Source organism: Lysinibacillus sp. NPDC094177 (assembly GCF_050279145.1).
GTDB lineage: Bacteria > Bacillota > Bacilli > Bacillales_A > Planococcaceae > Lysinibacillus.
In genome coordinates this window covers 78,703-102,192 of sequence record NZ_JBNNTW010000013.1, presented here as the reverse complement: position 1 = coordinate 102,192, position 23,490 = coordinate 78,703, and the positions used below count along the sequence as shown (strand labels likewise).

General features: G+C 35.1%; 19 protein-coding genes. 11 read left to right on the top strand and 8 right to left on the bottom strand.

Annotated features, from left to right (window positions below):
- Positions 1–80 precede the first annotated feature (80 nt).
- The 6 genes from ACQKNC_RS18535 (at position 81) to ACQKNC_RS18510 (ending at position 5,135) form a co-directional block, all read left to right on the top strand.
- Positions 81–968 carry a LysR family transcriptional regulator gene (locus ACQKNC_RS18535; protein ID WP_427426220.1) on the top strand — a complete coding sequence of 296 codons (888 nt, stop codon included), beginning with the start codon at positions 81–83 and terminating at the stop codon, positions 966–968.
- Positions 969–1,046: 78 nt separating this feature from the next.
- Positions 1,047–1,442 (top strand): GntR family transcriptional regulator, encoded by a 396-nt coding sequence (locus ACQKNC_RS18530; RefSeq protein ID WP_427426219.1) that lies wholly within the window; start codon positions 1,047–1,049, stop codon positions 1,440–1,442.
- A 3-nt stretch (positions 1,443–1,445) separates the two neighbouring features.
- A complete protein-coding gene (locus ACQKNC_RS18525; protein ID WP_427426218.1) occupies positions 1,446–2,543 on the top strand; it encodes a DUF1648 domain-containing protein in 1,098 nt (365 codons plus the stop codon).
- Between the two features lie 70 nt (positions 2,544–2,613).
- Complete coding sequence (locus tag ACQKNC_RS18520; protein WP_427426217.1) at positions 2,614–3,285, top strand: response regulator transcription factor; 672 nt, start codon at positions 2,614–2,616, stop codon at positions 3,283–3,285.
- A complete protein-coding gene (locus tag ACQKNC_RS18515; protein WP_427426229.1) occupies positions 3,285–4,655 on the top strand; it encodes an ATP-binding protein in 1,371 nt (456 codons plus the stop codon). The genes ACQKNC_RS18520 and ACQKNC_RS18515 overlap by 1 nt, the downstream gene beginning before the upstream one ends.
- Positions 4,656–4,730: 75 nt before the next feature.
- Positions 4,731–5,135, top strand: coding sequence for a hypothetical protein (locus tag ACQKNC_RS18510; RefSeq protein WP_427426216.1), 405 nt, complete (start codon positions 4,731–4,733; stop codon positions 5,133–5,135).
- Positions 5,136–5,644: 509 nt separating this feature from the next.
- On the opposite strand, the gene ACQKNC_RS18505 is transcribed toward ACQKNC_RS18510, so the two are convergent.
- Positions 5,645–7,582, bottom strand: coding sequence for an SEL1-like repeat protein (locus ACQKNC_RS18505; protein WP_427426215.1), 1,938 nt, complete (start codon positions 7,580–7,582; stop codon positions 5,645–5,647).
- Positions 7,583–7,904: 322 nt separating this feature from the next.
- On the opposite strand from ACQKNC_RS18505, the gene ACQKNC_RS18500 reads away from it, so the two are divergent.
- The 4 genes from ACQKNC_RS18500 (at position 7,905) to ACQKNC_RS18485 (ending at position 11,896) form a co-directional block, all read left to right on the top strand.
- Positions 7,905–8,621, top strand: coding sequence for a glycosyltransferase family 2 protein (locus ACQKNC_RS18500; RefSeq protein ID WP_427426214.1), 717 nt, complete (start codon positions 7,905–7,907; stop codon positions 8,619–8,621).
- A 116-nt stretch (positions 8,622–8,737) separates the two neighbouring features.
- Positions 8,738–8,998, top strand: coding sequence for a metal-sensitive transcriptional regulator (locus ACQKNC_RS18495; RefSeq protein WP_427426228.1), 261 nt, complete (start codon positions 8,738–8,740; stop codon positions 8,996–8,998).
- A 256-nt stretch (positions 8,999–9,254) separates the two neighbouring features.
- Positions 9,255–10,409 (top strand): transglutaminase domain-containing protein, encoded by a 1,155-nt coding sequence (locus ACQKNC_RS18490; RefSeq protein WP_427426213.1) that lies wholly within the window; start codon positions 9,255–9,257, stop codon positions 10,407–10,409.
- Positions 10,410–10,600: 191 nt separating this feature from the next.
- Positions 10,601–11,896: a transglutaminase domain-containing protein gene (locus ACQKNC_RS18485; protein ID WP_427426212.1), complete on the top strand. Its 1,296-nt coding sequence runs from the start codon at positions 10,601–10,603 to the stop codon at positions 11,894–11,896.
- 31 nt (positions 11,897–11,927) lie between these two features.
- On the opposite strand, the gene ACQKNC_RS18480 is transcribed toward ACQKNC_RS18485, so the two are convergent.
- From ACQKNC_RS18480 to ACQKNC_RS18460, 5 genes are all read right to left on the bottom strand, one after another.
- Positions 11,928–12,875 carry an N-acetylglucosamine kinase gene (locus ACQKNC_RS18480; protein WP_427426211.1) on the bottom strand — a complete coding sequence of 316 codons (948 nt, stop codon included), beginning with the start codon at positions 12,873–12,875 and terminating at the stop codon, positions 11,928–11,930.
- Positions 12,872–14,386 carry an argininosuccinate lyase gene (argH, locus tag ACQKNC_RS18475; protein ID WP_427426210.1) on the bottom strand — a complete coding sequence of 505 codons (1,515 nt, stop codon included), beginning with the start codon at positions 14,384–14,386 and terminating at the stop codon, positions 12,872–12,874. The genes ACQKNC_RS18480 and argH overlap by 4 nt, the downstream gene beginning before the upstream one ends.
- 27 nt (positions 14,387–14,413) lie before the next feature.
- Entirely contained in the window at positions 14,414–16,135 is a 1,722-nt protein-coding gene (locus tag ACQKNC_RS18470; RefSeq protein ID WP_427426209.1) for an ABC transporter permease, read from the bottom strand.
- 12 nt (positions 16,136–16,147) lie between these two features.
- Positions 16,148–17,218 carry an ABC transporter ATP-binding protein gene (locus tag ACQKNC_RS18465; RefSeq protein WP_427426208.1) on the bottom strand — a complete coding sequence of 357 codons (1,071 nt, stop codon included), beginning with the start codon at positions 17,216–17,218 and terminating at the stop codon, positions 16,148–16,150.
- A gap of 115 nt (positions 17,219–17,333) precedes the next feature.
- Positions 17,334–18,434: an extracellular solute-binding protein gene (locus ACQKNC_RS18460; protein WP_427426207.1), complete on the bottom strand. Its 1,101-nt coding sequence runs from the start codon at positions 18,432–18,434 to the stop codon at positions 17,334–17,336.
- A gap of 546 nt (positions 18,435–18,980) precedes the next feature.
- On the opposite strand from ACQKNC_RS18460, the gene ACQKNC_RS18455 reads away from it, so the two are divergent.
- Positions 18,981–19,844 (top strand): helix-turn-helix domain-containing protein, encoded by an 864-nt coding sequence (locus ACQKNC_RS18455; protein WP_427426206.1) that lies wholly within the window; start codon positions 18,981–18,983, stop codon positions 19,842–19,844.
- 336 nt (positions 19,845–20,180) lie between these two features.
- On the opposite strand, the gene ACQKNC_RS18450 is transcribed toward ACQKNC_RS18455, so the two are convergent.
- Positions 20,181–21,488, bottom strand: a complete 1,308-nt coding sequence (locus ACQKNC_RS18450) for a hypothetical protein (protein WP_427426205.1) — start codon at positions 21,486–21,488, stop codon at positions 20,181–20,183.
- The gene (locus ACQKNC_RS18445) at positions 21,485–23,359 is read right to left on the bottom strand and encodes a ThiF family adenylyltransferase (protein WP_427426204.1); all 1,875 of its coding nucleotides are present in this window, start codon (positions 23,357–23,359) and stop codon (positions 21,485–21,487) included. The genes ACQKNC_RS18450 and ACQKNC_RS18445 overlap by 4 nt, the downstream gene beginning before the upstream one ends.
- Positions 23,360–23,490 lie beyond the last annotated feature (131 nt).

Sequence of the window (23,490 nt, the reverse complement as noted above, 5' to 3'; positions counted from 1 at the left end):
GCGTATGATAGAATGAATCATAATAAAAATATATTATTATTATCAATTCATAACTTTAGATTATGGTACGAGGTGGAATCGTGAATATTCATGGATTAAAATTGTTTTATCAAGTTGCTATAACAGGTAGTTTCACGAAAGCGGCAGAATTACTTCATATTAGTCAGCCGGCAGTTTCAAGCCAAATAAAAAAATTTGAGCATGAGATTGGCGTTCAATTATTTAAGCAGCAAGGACGGGGCGTAGTATTAACTGAATTCGGAGAGGCGTTAGCAGAAAAAGCAAAAAACCTTGTTATGCTTGAAGAACATATTGAATCATTCATTGAAGATTATCGTCTTGCTAAAGCAGGAACAATACATATAGTTGCTACATACTTACCAGCTAACTTTCTAATTCCTAAGTGGGCCGCTACCTTTAAAGGGGCAAATGAAGATGTTAATTTAGTCATTACGACAACTAATACCCAAGATGCCTTCAAGCAGTTAATACAGTATAAAGCTGATATTGCTATTTATGGTGGTGGTATCTTAGAAAGACCGGAAGAAGTAGCGTGGGAGGAGCTTTTTGAGGATGAATTATGGTTTGTAGTCGCACCTGATCATCCTTATGCAAATCTATCCATTTCACTTGCTGACATGATGAGAGAGCCTTTTATTATGCGAGAGGAAGGAAGTTCAATGAGAGAGCATCTTTTTTCTTTATGTCAAACGTATCAAGTCAAGCCACCTAAAATCGCACTACAATTTAATGGAATCAATGAAACGATTCGTTCAGTAATGGCGGGCTATGGTGCAAATTTTATTTCGTCACTAGCTGTTCGAGAGTATGTTGATAGTGGGCAATTGGCAAGGGTTTATGTAGAGGGTGTTCACATTAAACATAAAATTGCAATTTGTACAAGAAAGAATGAAAGGCATAGCTTACTTGTGCAAAAGTTTATAGAAACTGTTAAGAACTCTCTATAATTGTAATATCCCTTTCTTTATGCACGAAAAATGATTATTTGTTATATTAATTATATAACAAATATGGAGATGATATTAATGTTTATTCAAATAGAGCCACAATCTGATGTACCAATTTATGAACAGGTAACTCGGCAAATTATTGAGGGAATTGTAAGAGGGGATATGAAACCCGGAGATACTCTGCCATCTGTCCGTAATTTAGCAGCTGATCTGGGTGTGAATATGCACACAGTAAATAAAAGCTATCATGAGCTAGAGGAAAAGGGCATCATTACAATTAGAGCCAAATCGGGTGCTATTATTCGTTCAACAGAGGAGCGAGCGTTAACTCCTGAACAATTACAAAAAATAGAAAAAAACTTAAAGCCTGTTGTGGTAGAAGGAATGGTGCTCGGCGCAACAGTTGAGCAAATAGAGCACATGATAAAAAAAGTATTTGCTGATTTGGAATTACCAGCAGAAGGAGTGTAGCAAATGCTACTTGCCATTTTTTCAACAATCTACATCATAACATTAGTTCTACAAGTGTTTGTTCCGTATATTGTACGAGAGACAATCGTTTTTGGCGTTACTGTACCTGAACAAAATGTAAAACATCCCACATTACGTAATATGAAAAAGCATTATGCTCAAATCGTTGGAATTTCTGGTGTCATGTTTTTAATGATGATGATTGTCAGCTATTATTACTTTGCATCATCTGAGTTTATGCAAAGTATTTTACTGCTCGGATGTTTATTTGCAATGCTTGCAGTCAGTATGACATTATATTGGATAAACCATCAAAAAGTTATAAAGCTTAAAAAGGAAGAGCACTGGGGCTTGAACATCAAACAAGTTCGTGCTATTGACTTAACGGCACGCAGTCGAGATGAAATGCTACCGTGGCCATTTTATATAGTGCCATTTGGTGTTACGGTATTTTTAATTATTTTCACATTCCTCCATTATGACCAAATACCGGATCATATTGCTGTTCACTGGGGACCTAGCGGTGAAGCGGATTCTTGGAGAAGCAAAACGTATTTTACTGCGGTTTCACTGCCGGTTGTTATGCTGATGTTGCAATGTATGATGTGGGGAATTGTAGATTCCATAAAGCGTTCAGCAATCAAGTTGGCTGTTAATCGTAAAGAAGAATCATTGGAAGATCAGCTAAAAAGTCGAAAGTATATGAGCTGGAACATTATGTTATTGAGCTATGCCTTTACAATATTATTTACAGTATTACAGCTCAGCAATATCTATCCTTCGATGACTACAGGAAGCAGACTATTATCGGTATTTATGTTGTTCTTATTGCTTGTTCTTGGCTCAGTCCTTGTTTACGCATGGAAAAAACGTAAGCTAAGGGTGAACTACGGGGACACTGTCGTTTCAGAAGTAATGGATGTTGATGAGGATCGCTATTGGAAGGGCGGATTAATTTATGTGAATCGCCAAGATCCTTCCGTTTTTGTAGAGAAACGTTTTGGGGTCGGTTGGACGATGAATTTTGCAAATCCACGTGGTTATATCGTAATTGGTTTGCCGTTATTTATATTGCTGTTGATTTCTTTCTTTTCGTTATAATATAAAAAAATGGAGCGGATTTTTTGTTAGAATAATGTACCGGAAACAAGTTGGATGGAGGTAGACATGAGTGAAAATTCTCGTTGTAGATGATGATGTACATATTTTACAGCTAGTGAATATTTATCTGACAAGAGAGGGCTATCAGGTGATACAGGCGGAAAACGGTCAACAGGCGCTTAAATTACTTGAAGGAAACTTGCCTGATTTGGCTATTGTAGATGTTATGATGCCGGGAATGGATGGTTTTACATTAACCGAGACATTGAGCCAAGATTACGATATCCCTGTATTGTTATTAACAGCAAAAGGTGAGCTTGAGGACAAGGAACGAGGGTTTTCGGCAGGCTCAGATGACTATGTTGTAAAGCCTTTTGAACCTAAAGAATTGCTGTTTCGAATAGCCGCGATATTGCGTAGACTAGATAAGAAAAATGAAGTAACCATCCATGTGGGCAGGCTAGTTATTGATCGTCGAAGCTTTGAGGTTGTCATTGGGGAAGATACACTTGTTCTGCCTTTAAAGGAATTTGAATTATTGGCATTACTAGCTTCTCGTCCGAATCAGGTGTTTACACGTAGTTTTATTATGGAGCAAGTGTGGGGCTATGACTACGATGGAGATGAGCAAACTTTAAATACGCATGTGAAGCGGATTCGTGAGCGTCTGCATCGTTATGAAACAGGCGTTGAGATTACTACAGTACGTGGTGTTGGTTATAAGCTTGAGGTTAATGCATGATGAAAACGTTATATAGTAAATTTGTTGTCACGACTATGCTTGTTATGGTCGGCAGCTTGTGTATCGGCTTTTTAGCGACAAATACTTTTTATCATCAAGTTGTGAAGGAAAAAAACGATGCTAAAAATGTGAAAATTGCGCAGGATATTGCGAAATACATTGAGTCGTCAAAGCCTAACGATTTAGATAATTATTTAACGACTCTTGGTGAAATAGGCTATCAAATTTATGCAACAACCGGTGAAGAAGGATATTTCTTCGGCGGTGAGTACCGTGATAAAACACTACCATCTTATACAGTCGAGCGTGTTTTAAACGGAGAAGTTTATCATGGTATGCGTGATTTTCCAAAAGAGACTTTTGTAACAGGCTTTTTTGCGAATGAGTTAATTAATACGATAGGTGTGCCATTTACTTATGAAAATAAGAAGTATGCACTGTTCGTTAGACCTGATATTCGCTTGTTGTTCTCTGAGGTGCATACGATACTTGGTGGACTTATTCTTACTATGACAGTACTCAGTCTATTGGCAATGCTACTTTTTGCTAAGGCACTAATTCGCCCTATTACACAATTAACAGAGGCAACACATCAGCTTGCACATGAAAAATTCGATACGCTCCTGGATATAGATCGAGCAGATGAGATTGGACAATTAGCAGATAGCTTTAATGTCATGACCGGAAAATTACAAGAAAATGATCGAATACGTAAAGAGTTTATTAGTAATGTGTCCCATGATTTTCAGTCACCATTGTTGAATATTCAAGGCTATGTAGATTTACTAAAGAATCCCTTGCTGAACGACCAGGAAAGACAGGAATATACAACGATTATTGAGCTAGAGACGAAACGCCTATCAACATTAACTAAGCAGTTACTTTTACTAACATCACTCGATCAATCTACAAGGTTGTTAAAGCGTGAACCTTATCGTTTAGATGAGCAATTAAAGGAAACAGTAAGAAAATATCGCTGGAAGCTTGAAGAAGCAAATGTACAATTATCGTATCAGCTTGAACCAATAACATATGATGGTGATGCTGGACTATTACAAAATGTTTGGGATAATTTATTGACGAATGCTATTAAATATAATGTCGAAGGTGGAGAAATTCATATTCACTTGCAAGAATCTCCAACTTCAGTTGAAGTAATCGTCGAGGATAGTGGTATAGGGATGACTGCTGATCAATTACAAAAGGTATATGATCGCTTTTATCGCGCGGATGCTTCCAGAACAAAGCAAGGTACTGGGCTTGGACTAGCTATCGTGAAGCAAATTGCTGAGCTACATGGAGGAACGGTTCATATGGAAAGTGTTATGAACTCTGGAACAAAGGTCCATGTCCACTTACCAAAATTGTAATGATGAGTTCATGTAAAGTTCATGTTCACGAGATAAACTGCTACTAAGTTAAAAAAGCTTAGGGGGAGTTATCGTATGGAACAAAAATGGAGTATACGCCTTATTCGTCTTGCTGCGATTTTTGCTTTATTGGGAACGTATCTAGGCTCACATATGTCCGGTTCAGGTAGTTATCAATATAGACCAATACATGCACATATTTTGCTTGTAGGTTGGTTAAGTATGTTTGCATGGGGTATTTTCTATCGTGCATTCAAAGTGAAATCACAAAAGTTAGTGGCAGCACATGGTTGGACAGCTATTCTCGGCGTTTTTGGTTTAACACTGGGTATGTGGTTCTACAATATAAATCCATTTAATTTTAGCAGTACATTTACATTGATTTTCTTTATCGTAGGTGGGACAACACTATTAATTAGCTTTGCGTTATTTATCGTTGTAACATTTATGATAAATCAAAAAGAAGAAATGAAAAACTAGAAAATACCGTGTCACTGTCTTAGTTAGGCAGTAACACGGTATTCTTTATAAAGAACGGTTTTTTTGGTTTGTTATCAAAAGTTGGGTATGACATTTGTTAAAACATATGACATATATAAGTTGATTGGAGTGGAGACTTAGCGACAAAATAAAGTAAAAGATTCACACACAGTTTGTGTGTGAATCTTTTTTTACTCTTTGGAATGTGAATGTCGATAAAATTAAAAAGTTGGGTGACATTCTGTTAAAACGTATGTCATGTGGATAGGTTTGGAGCGAGCAAATAGAGGAACGAAGGCTAAGAGCATCACATCCTGTGATAACGCCTTCGTGACCAACATCGGTGCTGTTGCTGTCGCTTCGTTGCACTACGCTTTCGCACAGAATGAAGCCCTTTTGCTGCCGCTACGTTAACACTACGCTTTCGCGCAAAAAACATCTGTTGGTCCAAGCGGCTCATCGGACGCCTCAAAGAAATCGCCTAACCCCACGCTATGCTGATAAGTCCTTTATTTTATATTTTCAAGAGACTTCTTAAGCCATTTTGTTGCCTCGGTATAATCCTGTGCAACACCATGTCCTTTTTTGTAAAGCATACCAAGCTGGAATTGTGCTTTTTGATGCCCTTGATTGGCAGCTAGTCGATACAGTTGTGCTGCTTTCGCAAAATCCTTCGGTACCCCTTGTCCATGACTGTGCATTTGAGCTAATTGAAATTGTGCTTTGGCATGTCCCTTAGCGGCAGCTTGTTCAATCCATTTCGCGGCCTCTGTATAATCCTGTTCGACACCTTTTCCCTTATCAAATAAATTACCGAGCTGATACTGGGCACCTGAATGTCCTTGAATGGCCGCTAGCCGATAGCAGCGTCGTGCCTCTTCTAAGTCCTGCTCGATCCCCAATCCGTGCTCAAATAATACCCCTAATTGATATTCAGCCTGAATATGGGACTGATCAGTAGCAGCCCTCCACCATTTTACTGCTTCAACATAATTCAATTCGGCTTCATATAATAATCCAAGCTCGTACTGAGCATCAGCATATCCCTTTTCAGCAGCCGCTTTAAAGTAAGGGAGTGCTTTCTCTGGTTGCTGAAGTTGGTAAACATAAATACGTCCTAGCTCAAAGCCTGCACTTATATGTCCATTATTAGCGGCTAACTGTAACCATTTTTCAGCTAAAGTTATATCGTTTTCTTTGACATAGAGCACACCGAGACAGAATTGAGCATTTAAGTGTCCTTTATGTGCTGCGAGCTTAAACCATTTTATAGCCTCTATGCGATCCTGAGGAATACCTTGACCAGTGTTATATAGCATTGCCAATTGAAATTCTGCATTTGTATGGTCTTGAAGTGCAGCTAAATGGAACCATCTCGCAGCTTCTTCAAAATTTTGCGAGATGCCACGACCTTTAAGGTACATATAGCCAAGATTATACTGAGCACTTGCATCACCAGCTAATGCAGCCATTTCAAAATAGGCTATGGCTTCCTCATAACTTTGCTCGACACCAGTTCCATTGTGATAGAGGAATCCAAGGTTATTTTGAGCGCTTGTATTCCCTTGATTGGCTGCTAGCATGTACCATTTTGCTGCCTCGGCAAAGTTTAGCGGTATACCAAGTCCTTGATTGTATAAAACACCCAGATTGTACTGTGCATCTGCGTTCTCTAAATCTGCAGCAGCTTTATAATAGTGAGTGGCTTCTTCATAATTTTGTTCAACGCCATGACCTAAATGATAGAGCACGCCTAAGCTATAAAGCGCGTTTGCATCATCTTGCGCAGCAGCACGTTCATACCACATTTTTGCAACTGCATAATCTTTCTTAACACCACGCCCTTGATTATAAAGAGCGCCTAAATTATATTGAGCACTTGCATTCCCTTGTTTTGCGGCAAGTTCAAACCAGTCCGCAGCACTTTTATATGCCTCGGTAGATTGGTCATTTTGAAGTAGCGTATTTAAATCAAAAACTGAAGTTATATCTTCAAAGCTGGAGCCTTTGCGAATCAATTTTGCCTTTAAGCTACGGTCATAGCGTTCGATAAACCATTCTACGATATCACTTATATAATCAAGAACAATTTTTGCCGCTTTTACCTCCACAACTTCACTACTATTACTAGAAGTCATTTTGCTTACAAGATTCATTAATAAATAAATACGACGTGGATGAATTTTTGTAACAAAATTACGATTATTGAGTAACGTTCGCATGTTTTTTAGCTTTGGTTCGGTATGCATTTCCAGCTTATAAAGCTCATATAAAATTTCCTCCAGTACAAGGAGTGATTTTTGTAGAGAGAGCGCTGGCTTTGAAATGGCGAGCGAGCTAGCATCTTGTAAATTTTTAGCTAATTTGATGAGAGATAAAGCTTTTAATTTCTTACATTGATCTTGGAGAGTTTCATATTGAATGACGATAGTACTCACCTCTTTCATAAAATTCTTCTTTGTATGCTCATCACTGAAATCTGGATATTTAATCTGTTAAAACGTATACCATGTATATTAGTTGATTGGAGTGGAGACTGGACGCCCTAGGAAGCTTTGCTCTGCGCGAAAGCGACAAAGCGCCCAGTCGGAACAGAAATCAAACATACGCTACGATGATATCCTCTTTTTTCATATATCGGGAAAATACCGTTATTGTTGAATTGTCCTCGATACATGATACTATTTGTTATAAGGAGATCCGTTGAAATTCAGTAACATTTACTAGAGAGTGCATCTGCCAAAGTTTCATGTTATCTGGGGGATAGAAATGATGAAAAATATAGCAGCAATTATACCAGCCTATAATCCACAACAGTCACTCGTAACCTATGTCCATCAATTATTAGCCACTACCATTAGCCAAATTATTATTGTCAATGATGGCAGCGATCAAAAATATGCAGGTGTATTTGAAGAGTTGAAAAAGATTGACTGCTGTCGAGTGTTAGAACATGAACAAAATATTGGTAAGGGAGGCGCACTAAAAACAGCCTTTGCCTATGTAACGGCGCAAAGGGGCGTGTTTCAAGGTGTCATTACAATAGGTGCACATAGCCAACATACTTTACAAGATGTAAAGCTAGTTTTAACGATGACAAAGGTATTTTCTGAAGGAATTGTGTTAGGAGTGCGAAACTTCCATTCTTCGGACAGCACGTTTTTATCATACTGGGGTAATCGTGCAACAAGTTTGTTTTTTGAGGCCCTTTATCATAGAAAATTAATGGATACGCAAACAGGTTTACGGTTTATTTCTATAAAAGAGTTACCATGGCTGATAAAAGTAAAAGGTGAACGATATGACTACGATACAAATATGCTAGTTGCTGCACTTAAAAGACAGTGCCCAATTTTTGAAGTAGAGATAGGACAGTTACGAATAAAGAAAAATACAGTTATACAGTATGATGAAATAACAAATGCAGGGTCAATTATTGCTAAAATGCTTATGAATTATTTAAAACCAGGGAAAAATAACGGATAAGTTAAGCCTCTGGACGCAATTATGCAAGGAGTAATTGATCTTTGAAATAATGTGCTAGGATAAAGAATAATAATTACTCAAGAACGTAGCGAGTATGGAAAGAGGGAGCAATAATGATGGAATATTCTGATCAAGTGAAAAATCGTGTGAAACGGATGGAAGGTCAGCTACGTGGAATTTTAAAGATGATGGAAGACGAAAAGGACTGTAAGGCAGTCATTACTCAATTATCGGCAGTACGTTCAGCAGTAGATCGTACAGTAGGTGTAATTGTTAGTACGAATCTTTTAGAATGTGTACAAAATGCTGAAGGTGATGGCGAGAAAATGAATGAAGCTATTCAAGAGGCGGTCAATTTAGTTGTAAAAAGTCGTTGAAACAAAGAGAAGCCTGCCTGAGAGAAATGACCATTAATATATATAAAACTCACTAAAAAACAGGTGAGTTTTTATTTTTTTACAAAAATATAGTTTAATTCGATACTTATACTTTATTTATGATAGTTTGTACCTATGTGTTGTATTTTGGTTACATGGTTAAAAGTCATTGTTAGTGAACTTGTCCGATAGTTTCGTAGTTACTTCCTCTGTTATTCTAATTATAAGAATAAAACCTATGGGAAGGTGATTTATTATGAAAAAATGGTTGATAAGCGGAGCTGCATTACTGATGTTAAGTCCAACGGCAGCCTATGCTCAAAATGCAGACGCTCGTCTAGTAAATACTTCCCCAGTGATTGCTTATAATGTAGTAGCTAATACCAAAGTAACAACTTGGGATCAATTCACAACAGAAATCGTAAAGCAACTAAATAATTTCGCTACCGAAATTAAAATTACATATAGTGGACCAATGAATGATTTTAAAAAGAAATTTATGGAGTCCTTTGAAAAAGCGCAGGAGCAAGCAGTTTATGCGAGTGGTAATATAGAAAGTACCACTATTTCTGCAGACTCAACGGGGAATGTCACGTTTAATGTGAAATATTTGACAAACCAAACACAAGAAGCGGCCGTGCAAAAAAAGGTCGATCAAATATTAAAAACAATCATTAAGCCTTCGATGACAGAATTCGAAAAAGTAAAAGCGATTAATGATTATATTGTGTCAAATACAACATATGGTACTAAAACAAAGGCGAGTCCTCATAGTGCTTATGCATTGTTAATGGAAGGTCAAGCTGTATGTCAGGGCTACGCGTTAACAGCCTATAAAATGTTGGAACAAGCAGGATTCGACACAAAGTATGTTGTAGGCTATGTTAATGATAACGAAGCACATGCATGGAATTTAGTAAAGGTTGATGGTAAATGGTATCATTTAGATACAACATGGAATGATCCATTACCAAATCGTTTCGGCGCTTCTTCGTACGATTATTTCTTAGTAACGGATGCACAGCTTAAGAAAGATCATAAGTGGATAGCTTCAGATTATCCTACTGCAACGAGTACAAAATATAGCTATATGCTAAATGTTCATTTCGCATATCAGGTTAATAATACACTTTACTTTAGTAATACAGCAGATAACGATAAATTGTATAAACTTGATTTAACAAGTGGTAAAAAAACAAAGGTTATTGATAAACGTGCATTGTATATTACAGGAGCGGACAATAATTTATATTTCAGTGATTATAGTAACAGTGGTTACTTAACAAAATTAAATCTTAAAACATTAAAAACTGAGGTGCTCTTGAAGCAAGTAGTTTCTGATTTAAGAATTAATGATAATTATTTAGTTTATAATGTTAATGCAAAAGAACAGAAGCTTAAAATAAACTAAGCTTTAAATATCTTTATCTATTTAACTTCTTCAGCGGGTTCAAACGCCCGCAGAAAGAAGTTAAAGCCTCCGGGCGCAATTATGCCGAGACATAATTGATAAAATATGAAAGCGCAAAAGGACTTCCAAGTGAGTCTTTTGTGCTTTTTTTGTATATAATGAAAACAGGAAAACGGTTGGAGGTGAGGATTTTGTGGAAAAAATTAGCTATTATCGTCATGATCATTATTTTTATTGACCCCATCTATACTGCTGGTAAAGCAGTTGTACAACAAGTTATTACTTGGGCAAATAATGATGAAATAGAAACGATGCTTCTTTCAACAAAGGAAAAAATCATAGATGTTACTGCTAAACTTTCAGAGAATACCTCCATTGAAACGGCCACGCCTATAGAAGAAAAACCAGAAGAAGGAGTAGCCGTTACAGCGCCTACTTCCAAAAAACCTGAAGCAAAGTTAGTTGTAACAAATGCAAAGGAAATGGCTGATGCAATGTATGCGTACTACAGTAGTTTTTCACCTACGTTTGAGATTCAATATAAAGGCGATACACAACGAATTGAACAGCTTGTGGAAGAAGCCTATGAAAATGCTATAAAACGAGATGATTATGTATATGGGCATATTAGTAAACATTCTATTCGTTTCGAATATGGAAGAAAAACGGCCAAAATCTTTGGAGAGCAAAGTTATTTAATGACGCCAGAGCAGGCAGCATTTGTTGAAATGAATGTTCAAGAGATTGTAACCTCTATCAATAAAAAATCATTAAGTGATGTAGAGAAGGTTAGGGCGGTCAATGATTATATCGTTGCTAATACTGCCTATACGGATCAAACAAAATCAAGTCCACATAGCGCATATACAGTGCTTGAAGAACATGGTGGTGTTTGTCAGGGCTATGCATTGCTGGCTCATTCGATGTTACAAAAGTTAGGTATAGAAACAAAATATATAGTAGGCTATGTGGGGCAGGAAGGACATGCGTGGAATTTAGTAAAGCTGGATGGTCAATGGTATCACCTCGATACTACATGGAATGATCCGGTACCTGACCGTAAAGGGGCGGTACGTTATCAATATTTCTTAGTGGATGATCGAACGATGGCAAAAGATCATACGTGGATTGCTAAAGACTACCCGAAAGCCACGAGTACAATGTATAACTACTTTCACAATGTAGATTTCGCCGCACAGGTAGGGCAACAAATATTTTATAGCAATGTTTCTGATGATAATAAATTGTACGTGCTTGATTTAAAAACAGGTAAATCGAAGCGCGTCTCTAGTTCACGTGCGCAGTACCTCGTTTATGCAGATGGTTGGCTATATTTTAGTAATTATTCACATGGAGCGTATTTAACGAAGATTCGCCCGGATGGAAGTGGAGAACAAATATTAAATAGGGAAGAAACGAAGGATTTATTTGTGAAGGACAGCTATTTATATTTCACGACAAATGAACTGAAAAAAATGGCGCTTTAACGTTATTTGCAAAATAAAGGGGCCTATGACATTACAAACTGTCATAGGCTCTTTTTGTTCGATCCATAAGATAATAGATTGGTTGATGCTCACAAAGAGAAACTTCAATTCGTGGATACATCGATTTCATTTCCTGTGAAAAAGTTTTAAAAATGAATGGATTATGCTTAATGGCACCACCATTACAATAAAGGCTAAATGTTCCGCCTCGATAGTCAACTTTTTTCAACACGGCGCGTGCAAGGAGCACTAATTCATGGGCAGCACGCATGGATATTTGAATAGCGCATGAATCCTTTTTGGTCACGGCATCTGCCAAAAATGCACCCATTTTTGCAAGCTTCGCATTCGTGTAGGATGGATGGAACAGCCATGCGGCTAGCTCTGTAACATCTTGGATCTGTAAGTAATCATAGACGGCATTTTTTAATATGGTAGGCTCACCACGTCCGTCCTCCATGCGGAAAATGGCACGAATAATCTCTTGCCCTAACCAATAGCCACTGCCTTCATCTCCCGCACGATGCCCCCAACCACCTGCACGTACTACTTGTGTACCATCAAATGCGTATGCAATGGCTCCTGTTCCAGCAATGAGTAAAGCACCTGCCTGTCCAGCAGTAACGCCAAGTAACGTGGCTTGTGCATCATTTTCTATAATAAGTGTATCTATTTTTAATTGTAATGCCGATACTGCGCTATGAACGATTGCTGATACGATTTCATGATCTTTGGGGGAATCAATCCCTGCCATAGCAAAGGTAGCTACTGCAATATTTAAGCAATCTTGCTTTTGCAAAAAGTCCTGCACTTTTGCTAATAACGCTTGTAATATTTTAGTAGCTGATTCAACACCAATTGCTTGATAATTCGAGCCACTTGTTGAGTTTGTATATTTTATTTCACCAGACTCGGCATGTACGACCGCACATGCCGTTTTTGTAGCACCACCGTCAATAATAAGTAGCCATTCCATCATTGATTCCATTCCTCTAAAAATACTGTTAATTGCTTTTCTGCCTCAACAATCATAGACTCCTTCAAACGAATCCACTCATAAAGGTTATGTGCATTTGCCTTGGAACGTTCAAGAGATGCTTTCATCGTTACGGGCGCTGGGCCACCAGGTAATGTACGGACACCGACGAAAGTCTCTGGTTTTAATGTGTTATAAAAATCCTCCTCAGAAATTTTTAACGGTTTACCAGTAATTAATATGGCTTGTGTATTTGCAAGCCCCCATGTAAGACTTGCTAGAGACTCCTCACCATGAGAGAGCAATACTTTAATACACTTACTTACAATACTATGTGCTTGGCGGAAGGAAATCCCTTCAGAGCGCACTAACGTATCGGCAAGCTCTGTGACATTGGCAAAGCTATTTTCTGCTCGATTTCTTAGTTTTTTCTTGTTTACATCCATCGTGACAACAAGTGAACCAAATAGTTTGTATATACCTATTAAACGGTCGATTGCGCGCCATAAATATGGTTGCATATCATCTTCTGTGTCTACGATATCTCCAAACGGTGTATTATGTACCATTTGTAATACTGTACTAGCATCACCAACAACCGCTGATAGCAATGAACGTGTATGCTCTATCGAAACAGGGTTGCGCTTCTGTGGCATGATAGAGCTAATTTGTACGTACGGACTTGCCAACGTAAATGCATTGAATTCCTGTGTAGCCCATAGTAAAAAATCCTGGGATGTGCGACCCAGATTAAGTGCCGCAAGCTGAACAATACTGGCTGCCTCTGCAATATAATCTGCACCAGCAACAGCATCCCACGCATTTTCGATAATATCATCGAATGCCAATAACTCACGCATGCGCTCTCGATTAATATTGAAGCCTGTTGTCGTTAATGCCGCTGCTCCCATACTACTGCGATTCACCGTCTTATAAACATGCTGTAAACGTTCAAAATCTCGTTCAAGTTGATCGATGACAGCTTTCAAATAATGCGCAAAGGTTGTTGGCTGTGCCTGCTGCGTATGTGTATAGCCAATCATAATCGTATCAACGTGCTCCTCAGCAGCTGCGATTAAATCATCCCGTAATGTCAGTAATTCTCGCATAAGCAATAACAATTTTTTTCTTAAAGTCATTCGATAGATGGCAATGCCCATATCATTACGACTTCTACCAATGTGAAGATTCCCAGCAACATCGCCAGCAAGCTCTATTAATTTATTTTCGATACGGAAAAACAAATCCTCATATCGTGGGCTGTAATCCTCTATACGGTAATAGTTCAAGTCTAGTTTTTTTAGGGCAATTCCAATTTCTTTAGCTTCTTCTTTTTTTACTAGCCCCTGTTCTTCTAACATTTTCAAGTGTGCAATATCGATTTGTAGCATAATTATTAAAAAGTTTTTCTTAGCTTCATCGTAAGCCGGCTGTAAGACAATTTTACGATAAATATTAGAAGGGAAGATCATCCCATCTTCTTGCTGGGTTTTGTTGCGGAAATCTTCAAACATAGTTATTGCCTCCTAGTAGATTGGCAGTTATATGGCCGAGCCAGCACTGCCTTTAGATAACTTCTCGGAAATAATAAGTACAATTAAAATTAAACAAATTTGTAAGACGCCATATGCACAAGCAGTTCCAAATTTAAAAGAATACAATTTTTGGAATATCGCAACTGATAATGGGATTGTTGACGTACTGTAAATAAGGATAGACGCTACGAATTCGCCAAAGCTTTGAACAAGTGCTAGTAACGTACCTGCCAAAATGCCCGTAAATGTAAGTGGTAGGACAATGCGTCTAAATGAATACCACCATGTTGCACCTAAACTTCGTGATGCTTCTTCGATCGATTGATCTAATTGCACAAGTGATGCTGATGTCGATCGGAAAACAAGAGGTAAATGTCTAATAAAATATGCTAACGGCAAAATCCAGAACGTCCCGATAAGAACCTGATTAAAGGAGAATATATTTTCCGTACTAAAGGCTGCAATTAAATTGACAGCTACAACCGTTCCCGGCAATGCCCAAGGAACCATGATTAAAATATCGAGTAATGTTTTACCTTTAAAATTTAACCGTACCATCGCATAGGCTGCCGCAACACCGAAAATGATATTGCCGAATGTTGCAACGATCCCCATTCGAACGGAATTCCAAATCGGTCGCCACGTTCGTTCATCTGTAAAAAGTGCTTGATAATGATCCAACGTATAGTCTGTTGGAAGAATTTGCGTCTTCCAGGCGCCATCAACGGAAAATGAAATTAATATAAGCACTAAAATTGGTAAAATTAAAATTAATGTACCTATGAATGACGCAATAGTCGCCATAACTTTCATGCCTCTTGAAGACACTTCAGATCGATGAACACTAATACCTTTGCTGAGGTTTTGATAATTCCGGCGATTTTGATACCAGCGCATAACAATTAGAAAGGTAATGGACACAAAGGATAGAATCATAGATTGTGTCGCTGCCATATCTAAATTCCCATTCGTACGTGATAAATAGATTTGCATTGTCATCGTACGTTCAACACCGAACATTAAAGGTGCAGTGTAGGATGCCATAGATATCATAAATACAAGTAAGGATGAGGCAACAATCGAGGGTGTTAACATGGGCAAAATAACCTTTGTCCATACTCGAATACGCCCGGCACCTAAGCTAGTTGCGGCTTCTTCTAAAGCTGGATCAAGACCTTTTATAGCTGCTGATGCGGTTAAGTAGAAGTAAGTGTACATAGTGAATGTATGTACTACGATAACCCCCCATATGCCTTTTAATGAAAAAGGTACTTGTTCTAAATCGAATAGGTGCTGAAATGCACGTGGGAAAATGCCACTTTCTCCATACAAAAATGTAAAGGATAGCACACCTACTAGTGGTGGAAGAGCCATGGGAACCAATACTAAAACAGAAAGTATCCGTCTGCCTGGGAAATCATAGCGTTCCAATAGAAATGCCATGGTTACACCGACGATTGCACAGCAAAAAACACTGATCACGGATATATATATACTAGTCCATAATGCCTCTAAATTTGCTGGGCTAGCTATATTAAAAAAATTTTTATAATTAGATAGCGCGTCAGCACCAGAAAAGCTTTCTTTAAAAGTTTGATAGAACGGGTATACTACATAGGCAAACAACACTAAAAATAAGGGTGCAACTAAAATATAGACAAACCAATTCGAGCTAGTTAGTCGTGTCCATGCATTTCCTTCAGAAGGTTTAAGGTGTGTTTTTTCCATGTTAATACCCTCCTATTCCCCTAAAAAATACAGTGAATCTTGGGCTATATTTAAGGTGATTTCTTCACCGATTTTTTTAAATTGACTGTTCATGTTGATAATCATTACTTTTAGTGAAAAATCTAGACATTCCACAATGTAATTCACACTAATTCCTGTAAATTCAACAAAAGTGATTGTACCTGTTAATGTGTTTTCACCAGTACCTTGATTAATGGATTCAGGGCGAATAGAAATAAACACTTTGTTTCCAATCATATGCGTTAAAGTGGGGGAGCTTTGTTGCTTTCGCCCAGTGAGAACAAGTCCACTCGCTGTTTTTACTTGTATATCATCACCATTCACAGCATCAATTGTTGCCTCAATTAAGTTTGTCTCACCAATAAAATCTGCTACGAAGCGGTTTGAAGGTCGATTATAAATCTCTTGCGGCGTACCGATTTGTCTGACGTTCCCATTTTCCATGACCATTATCCGATCTGACATGGACATAGCTTCCATTTGATCATGCGTAACATAGATGGTTGTAACACCAAGCTCAGATTGAATACGTTTTATTTCAATGCGCGTTTCTTCTCGTAATTTAGCATCTAAATTCGACAATGGCTCGTCGAGTAATAAAATGTCAGGCTCAATCACTAGTGCTCTTGCCAATGCAACCCGTTGCTGCTGCCCACCAGATAATTCATTAATTTTCCTATTCCCATATTGCGATAAATGGACAAGCCCTCTAATACGGTCAACCTTTTGCTTGATCTCCGCCTTCGAAAATTTTCTTACTTGTAAGCCAAAGGCAATATTTTCATCTACCGTCATATGTGGAAAGAGGGCATAATTTTGAAACACCATACCGATATTCCGTTTATTAGGTTGAAGCCTTGTCACATCAAAATCATCAAAAAGAATTTTCCCTTCGCTTGGGTAATAAAAGCCCGCTATCATCCTTAGCGTTGTCGTTTTCCCACAACCACTTGGACCGAGGAACGTGAAAAATTCACCAGCTTTAATATGAAGATCTAAATCTTTTACGCCATGAATTTGACCGAATTTCTTAGAGACATTTTCTATTTTGACACTTTTCAAGTGAAATGCTCCTTTCTAGTTAGAAAATTAGTTACATGAAGCCTCGAGCAAAAATATACTCGAGGCTTATAAACATGAACAATATTCGTAGATGTTTGAGTTACTGATTAATCGGTCATTTTTTCCCGCGTCCTTTAATATTGTTATCCCAATACTCCATCCATTCGGCTTCTTTCTCAGTCATGAGCTGCCAATCAATATCAAACGTTTTTAAATCTAATTCTTTATACCACTCAGGCATTGCTGCTTTATCGATATCTGAGCGAGTAGGAATTTGATAGTAATCGTTGGCTAGTTGAGTCACCATAGCTTTTTCAAATATGAATTCTGTGAAGAGCTTTGCATTTTCTGAGTTTTTAGCATTGTTTACAACTGCAACGCCATCAACTAAAATCGGCGCACCACTTTTTGGGTAAATATAGTCAAACGGATAATCAGTCGTATATTTCTTTAATAAAATATCTTGCAAATTCCATAAAGAAACACTGCCTTCTTGTCGTGTCATCTTTAAATAAAGTGCATTTGGATCTTGTGTATATTCCTTCGTGTTGGCATCTAATTTTAATAACCAATCGTAGCCCTTCTCAGGTGAATCTGCACCTTGACGTAAAATCATAGATGAATAAATAGTACGCATCGTTCCAGATGCTAACACACCACGAATTAAAATTTTATCCTTCCACTTTGGATCTAATAAATCATCCCAATCTTGTGGACCCGTTTCTTTCGTTAATACATCCTTGTTAATCATAATGACTTCTGGCAGTAACATTTCACCAAACCAGCGACCATCTGCATCTTTATAAGCTGCATCAATGGAGTCGTTAAAGCTCGGTTTCCAAGCTTGAAGCAGACCTTCATTGGCGCCGACAGTTAGTGCAGATTGCGTACCGCCCCACCAAAAATCAGCCTGAGGATTTGCTTTTTCACCACGTAGGCGCTCTAAAATTTGCTGTGCGCCCATCGTTAAAAATTCCACTTTAATGTCCGGGTACTTCTCATTAAACTGATCGATTACCTTTTGCACCATTTTCTCATCGCGCCCCGTATAAATCACAAGCTTTCCAGATGGTTTAGCTGCAACATCTGTCTTTTCAGAATCGGACGTTTTGCTATCTGTTGCATCTTTTGTAGAAGTCTTGTTATCACTACTACAAGCAGCTAAGACAATAACCATCAGTACAAGTAAAAAACCGAAGATACGTGTTTTCTGCATAATCTTCCCCCTCCCTAATAGTGAAAAACTTACATACTATCAGTATAATCCGCAGACCTAGCATTAATGTTAGAATAATTAAAAAAATACAATTAGATTCATTATAGCTAAGGAAATACTTGGTGTTCCACTAAAGTGGGAACTCTTTAAAGTAACGGAAAGCTCAATTCTAGGAGCTTTTGAGACTAGATTATCAATCTTTGGTCAAAAGTGAACAAAGATTGATTTTAGAATTAGTTAAAGTCGGAAATTATATAAAGAAACGGAGAATTAAATGGCTCTAGTTTTTGTAATTATCAAAAAATGTTGGAAAATAAACAAAGATTGATTTTAATGATTTTGAAATTGATGCTACGATTTAAAATAAGGACATCTATAAAATCTAATATTAAAGGTTGAAATTATTTATTGACATATTTAATAGGTAATTTATAGACCAATGAAATTTGTGTGTAAGTAGAACTGCTATTATCGGGTATATATATTATAATTTGCAATTTATTACATTAACAAAGTGAATATTTACATAATTCTAGGGGTGATTTTTTGGGATTTGGTTACTATATAAAAAACTTAAGAAAGTCAAAAGAGCTAACATTGAAAGAGCTTTCACAAGATTTAATGAGCATTTCATTTCTTTCAAAGTTTGAAAGAAATGAAACAGAAATAACATTTTCATATTTATTAGAATTATTAAATAGACTGAATATAGGTTTTGATGAGTTTATGAATATAACTGAATATAATTCTTCATATAAAGAACTTTTAAAAGAACTGAACTTAGCATATTCAAATAATAATATACTTGCTTTAAAATATTTATATAATAAAGAGTTAGAGCTATATAAAAAAAATAATATGCATTTTCATTATTTGAATTCAATTATGATGAAATCAATTATTTATAATATTGACCAATCTTTTGGAAAGATAGATATTAAAGAAGCCGAAGCCCTTAGTGAATTCTTAATGGGAGTAGATTATTTCGGAGATTATGAAATTTCGATTTTTGGAAACTCGTTAATTTGCTTAGAATACTCTACAATTCTGTTGATTCTAACTGAAATTCAAAAAAAAATAGATGCTTCGTATATGTTAGCTGATGACCTAAGATTAAAATTAATTCATATCGCATTAAATATAATTACGATTTCATTTGAACAAGGGAAAATTGAAGATATGAAATATGTATTAGGATTTACATCGAAATTAATTGGAAAGAGACAATTATATTTTGAAATTAATAAACTTAATTATTTAAAAGGGATATTTGAATATTCTTATGGAAATAAAGAAAAAGGGAGAGAATTATTAGAAACATCTATAAAAGTTATGGATTTTTTGGGTGATAAAATAGGTAAACAGAACCATCTGATGTATTTAAAGGAAAAGTTTGATTTTACGTTGTAACTAAAATTTGTCATAATATTTGCTGGGTCTTAAAGTTAATAACTCTTAACCCATAGAGTTTTCCTTTTGTTGGCTATACCCTAAAGAGGATTTACATAATTATGAAATTTATGGTGACATAAAATTATATATCCCATTAACCACCAAATTGAATTGGTTTATGGATTCTTTGTAATTTGCCATTGCATAATAACAATACTAATTATACTTCTATTAATGAGTATGTAGACACTTTAGGGGGATATTGAATAAATAGAAGAATGTTTTTGATAATATATTTCCTTATGACATCACTATGATGGAAAAAAACATCTCACTTGTATAGAGAGATGTTTTTTAATTTATATCTTCCGGGGTTTTTGAAAAAATGATATTGTTTTTCCGGTTGATACGTATAGTGATAATATACATTATTAATGTAATACCTATTATTGATAATAAAATTATATCAAATGAAACTAAGATAATAATTGAAGAAATAGTCATTGTAATGATAGGTCCAATAATTGTCAAGATGGTATTTAAAATACCTATATTTGTCGCTAAAAATTCAGGTTCTAAGTTATTAATAATCTCTGCAGTAAGTTTAGGTGTAACAACGGCTACAAAAAACATCACTGCAAATAAATTCATGAGTATTAAAATTAAATTATTAAATAATAGAATGGTAAATAGAGAGCCTACAAATAGTATGATTAGTTGAATTATTTTCAAGCAGTTAAAGTTTTTTAACAATGAAACTCCTAATGTATTTCCAAGTAATGTTGCGATGGTTAACGTGACCATTAGAACACTTAAAGTTGTTGAAGTGGTGCTTGCTATAAGCATTTCCTTATTTTCTGTAATTTTGATTAAAATTAATGGAGAAATTGCTGCTAGTAAGCCGTTTAATATAGAAATAATCATTATTTCTGTAAAAATTAACTGGTTATTTTTAAGTTTTTTAAGAGTATTGAAGATATCCCTAATAAACCGGCTGATTCTTTTCAATTTTCTATTTTTAAAGTCTGATTTATTTTCAAAACTAATCTCATTTTTGTCGTAATACTCATTTAAATTATTTTTAAGTGTTCCTTTAATCATAAAAACAATAATTAAAGAAAGTAAAAAAGTAAAACTATTTAAATAAGAAAGATATGAATATGTCAAATATATAATAAGGAATGCGCCTAAAGATTGACCTACTAAATTAGCAATATTGATTATTGCTTGATAATATCCAAGAATATTTTCTAATTTATTTTCATCTTTAATGGAAGATACTAATATGGGGATATATAAGCCATCTTCATATTCTCCGATGAAATCAGAAATTAAGTTTAAAATTACTATTAATATTAAAATAGCAATCCCTTTGTCAAATCCAATAGCTATACCTACTAATATATATATAGTAATGCGAATTGAAGTAGTTATAAAAATTACATTAATTTTATCTTTAGTTTTATCGGCTAAAGCCCCTGTGAAGAAAGCTAGTATTGAAGGTAAGGTTTCAGAAAACGTAACTAAAGCAATGGCTAGTTTATAATTTGGCAGAGAAGAAGCATATGTCATTAAAGCAATATAATAAAGAATATCTCCAATTTTGGATAAAGAAGCTGATAAGACAATTTTTCTTAGAATATGGTCTTTAAATAAATTCAATGGATTAACTCTTTATTGATTTTTTGGTTTTTAGAAAGTAGATTTAAAAACTCTTGGAGATTTTGATTAATAGCATATACATATTTATATGAATTGAGTATATTGTAAGTGCTTATATTACTAGATAATATATAATATAACTCGGAATTTTCAACTGCCCAAACCTTATAAAAGTCATCTAACTTGTTTAAATAGGTATATTTTTCATATTCGCAACTAATTGAATAAGTTAAGTAAGTATGCAAAGTACTAAAAATGAAAATTTCTTTTAATTGGTTTATTAAAGGTATATTATCAAATTCATTTAAAAATTTAATATGATGTTTATAGACAAATTTTTCATGATCATAAAGATCATCATTATCATTTAAATAGTAAATAGCATGCAATAATTCATGGATTAAATAATTTAGAGAATTTATATCTTCAGTTAAAGGGCAATAAATAGCAATACTATCCTTAAGTTTAAGAGTTACATAATCGTTATCACCATAAAGATTTTGATTCGTATATAAGTATCCATTTTTCATTATTTTCGAAAGTTTATTAGTAATATTTTCGTTGAAATTTTCAAAAAGATATCTTTGGAAAATATTTAATAATTCATTTTTATTTTTACTTATATTTTGATTTTTGAGGTTATTAGGTGTCGGAATTTTATTTTTAAAACTTAGAATTTTGTTATAAGAAGACATATTAAACTTTTCTAGATAAATATAGTTATGCATTACTTTATCTATAACTGGTGTGGAAATTTTGTTGTTTTTATTTATATTATCTAAGGATAATGGACTTATCCAATTCGCATTTTCTTGTTTAGAGAAAGAATCTTGATATAATAAGGATTTAATACGATTATCAGTACTATTTTCCCTCAAATTATATTCAAATATAGAACCTATAAAACTATCATTATTAAGATGGTTGAAAATCGCATACTCGGTTTTATTAAGGTTAATCGCATGATCAATCATAATCTTCAAAGTTCCAAATGCAATATAAAATGAATCTAAAATTGATCCACTATTTTCTATTATCACATCATCTAAAGATTTAAAATTAAGTAAATCTTCTTCTAAAGCTTTAATAAATACTTCTTTATTCTCAGTATTAATTAACAAGTTTTCTACTTCAAAAGAACTGTAACCACTTAAAATTATATTTATATGCGGATTAATAGAAAATGATTTTTTTATAATATCTAAAGTTAAATCATAGTCATCAGCAAATAATAAAATGTAATTTATCGTTTCTAAATTAACTATTTCATATAAGTGTTCAAAACTTTCAACTCTTGTTTTAATAGCTTCAATATTATTAGACTCGGATTTATAGCGGTTTTTTAAAACTGTAACCTTTGGATTATTAATATCTTCTCTTAAAAAATTTTGTGATAAAATATTATGTTCTTCCACAAAGTCATTATCAATTAAGATTAAATTATTAAATCCCATTTTAAAGTACAGTTCAGGAATGTAACTACCAGCTGTACCTACACCAATTAAACATGTAGAAATATCTTTAACATCTTTTTTGAAATTATAATAGTTACATTTAGGGAACTTTCCTATATAATTTGCCAATCTTTTTTCGTAAACTGATTCATATTCCTCCTCATTTTCATAATAAATAAACCCTTGGTCTAGTAGAAAATTTAAAGCTGTAGTTAATAAATCAATTGAGTTATAGGGGTTGTTTTTTATAATATTATCCAGATCGATAGGTTGTTTTAAAAGTTCTAAAAGGTTAAATAATTTTGTTGAATCATCACAATGAATACCTGTTTTATTTTTTGAATCATTAAAGTAAAAATACACGGTGTCATCTTTTAATGTCCAAAACATACCTCTTTTTAACCAGTAACATTTCAAAAAAACTCCTCCTTTTGTAAAGCTAGATTTTATATAAAATTAAAGAGTAACTAAAATTTTAGTTACCCTTTAATTATTAAATTATCTTTCTTTAGAGATAGTGATGTTGATAGTAATGCCATGTTGTTCGT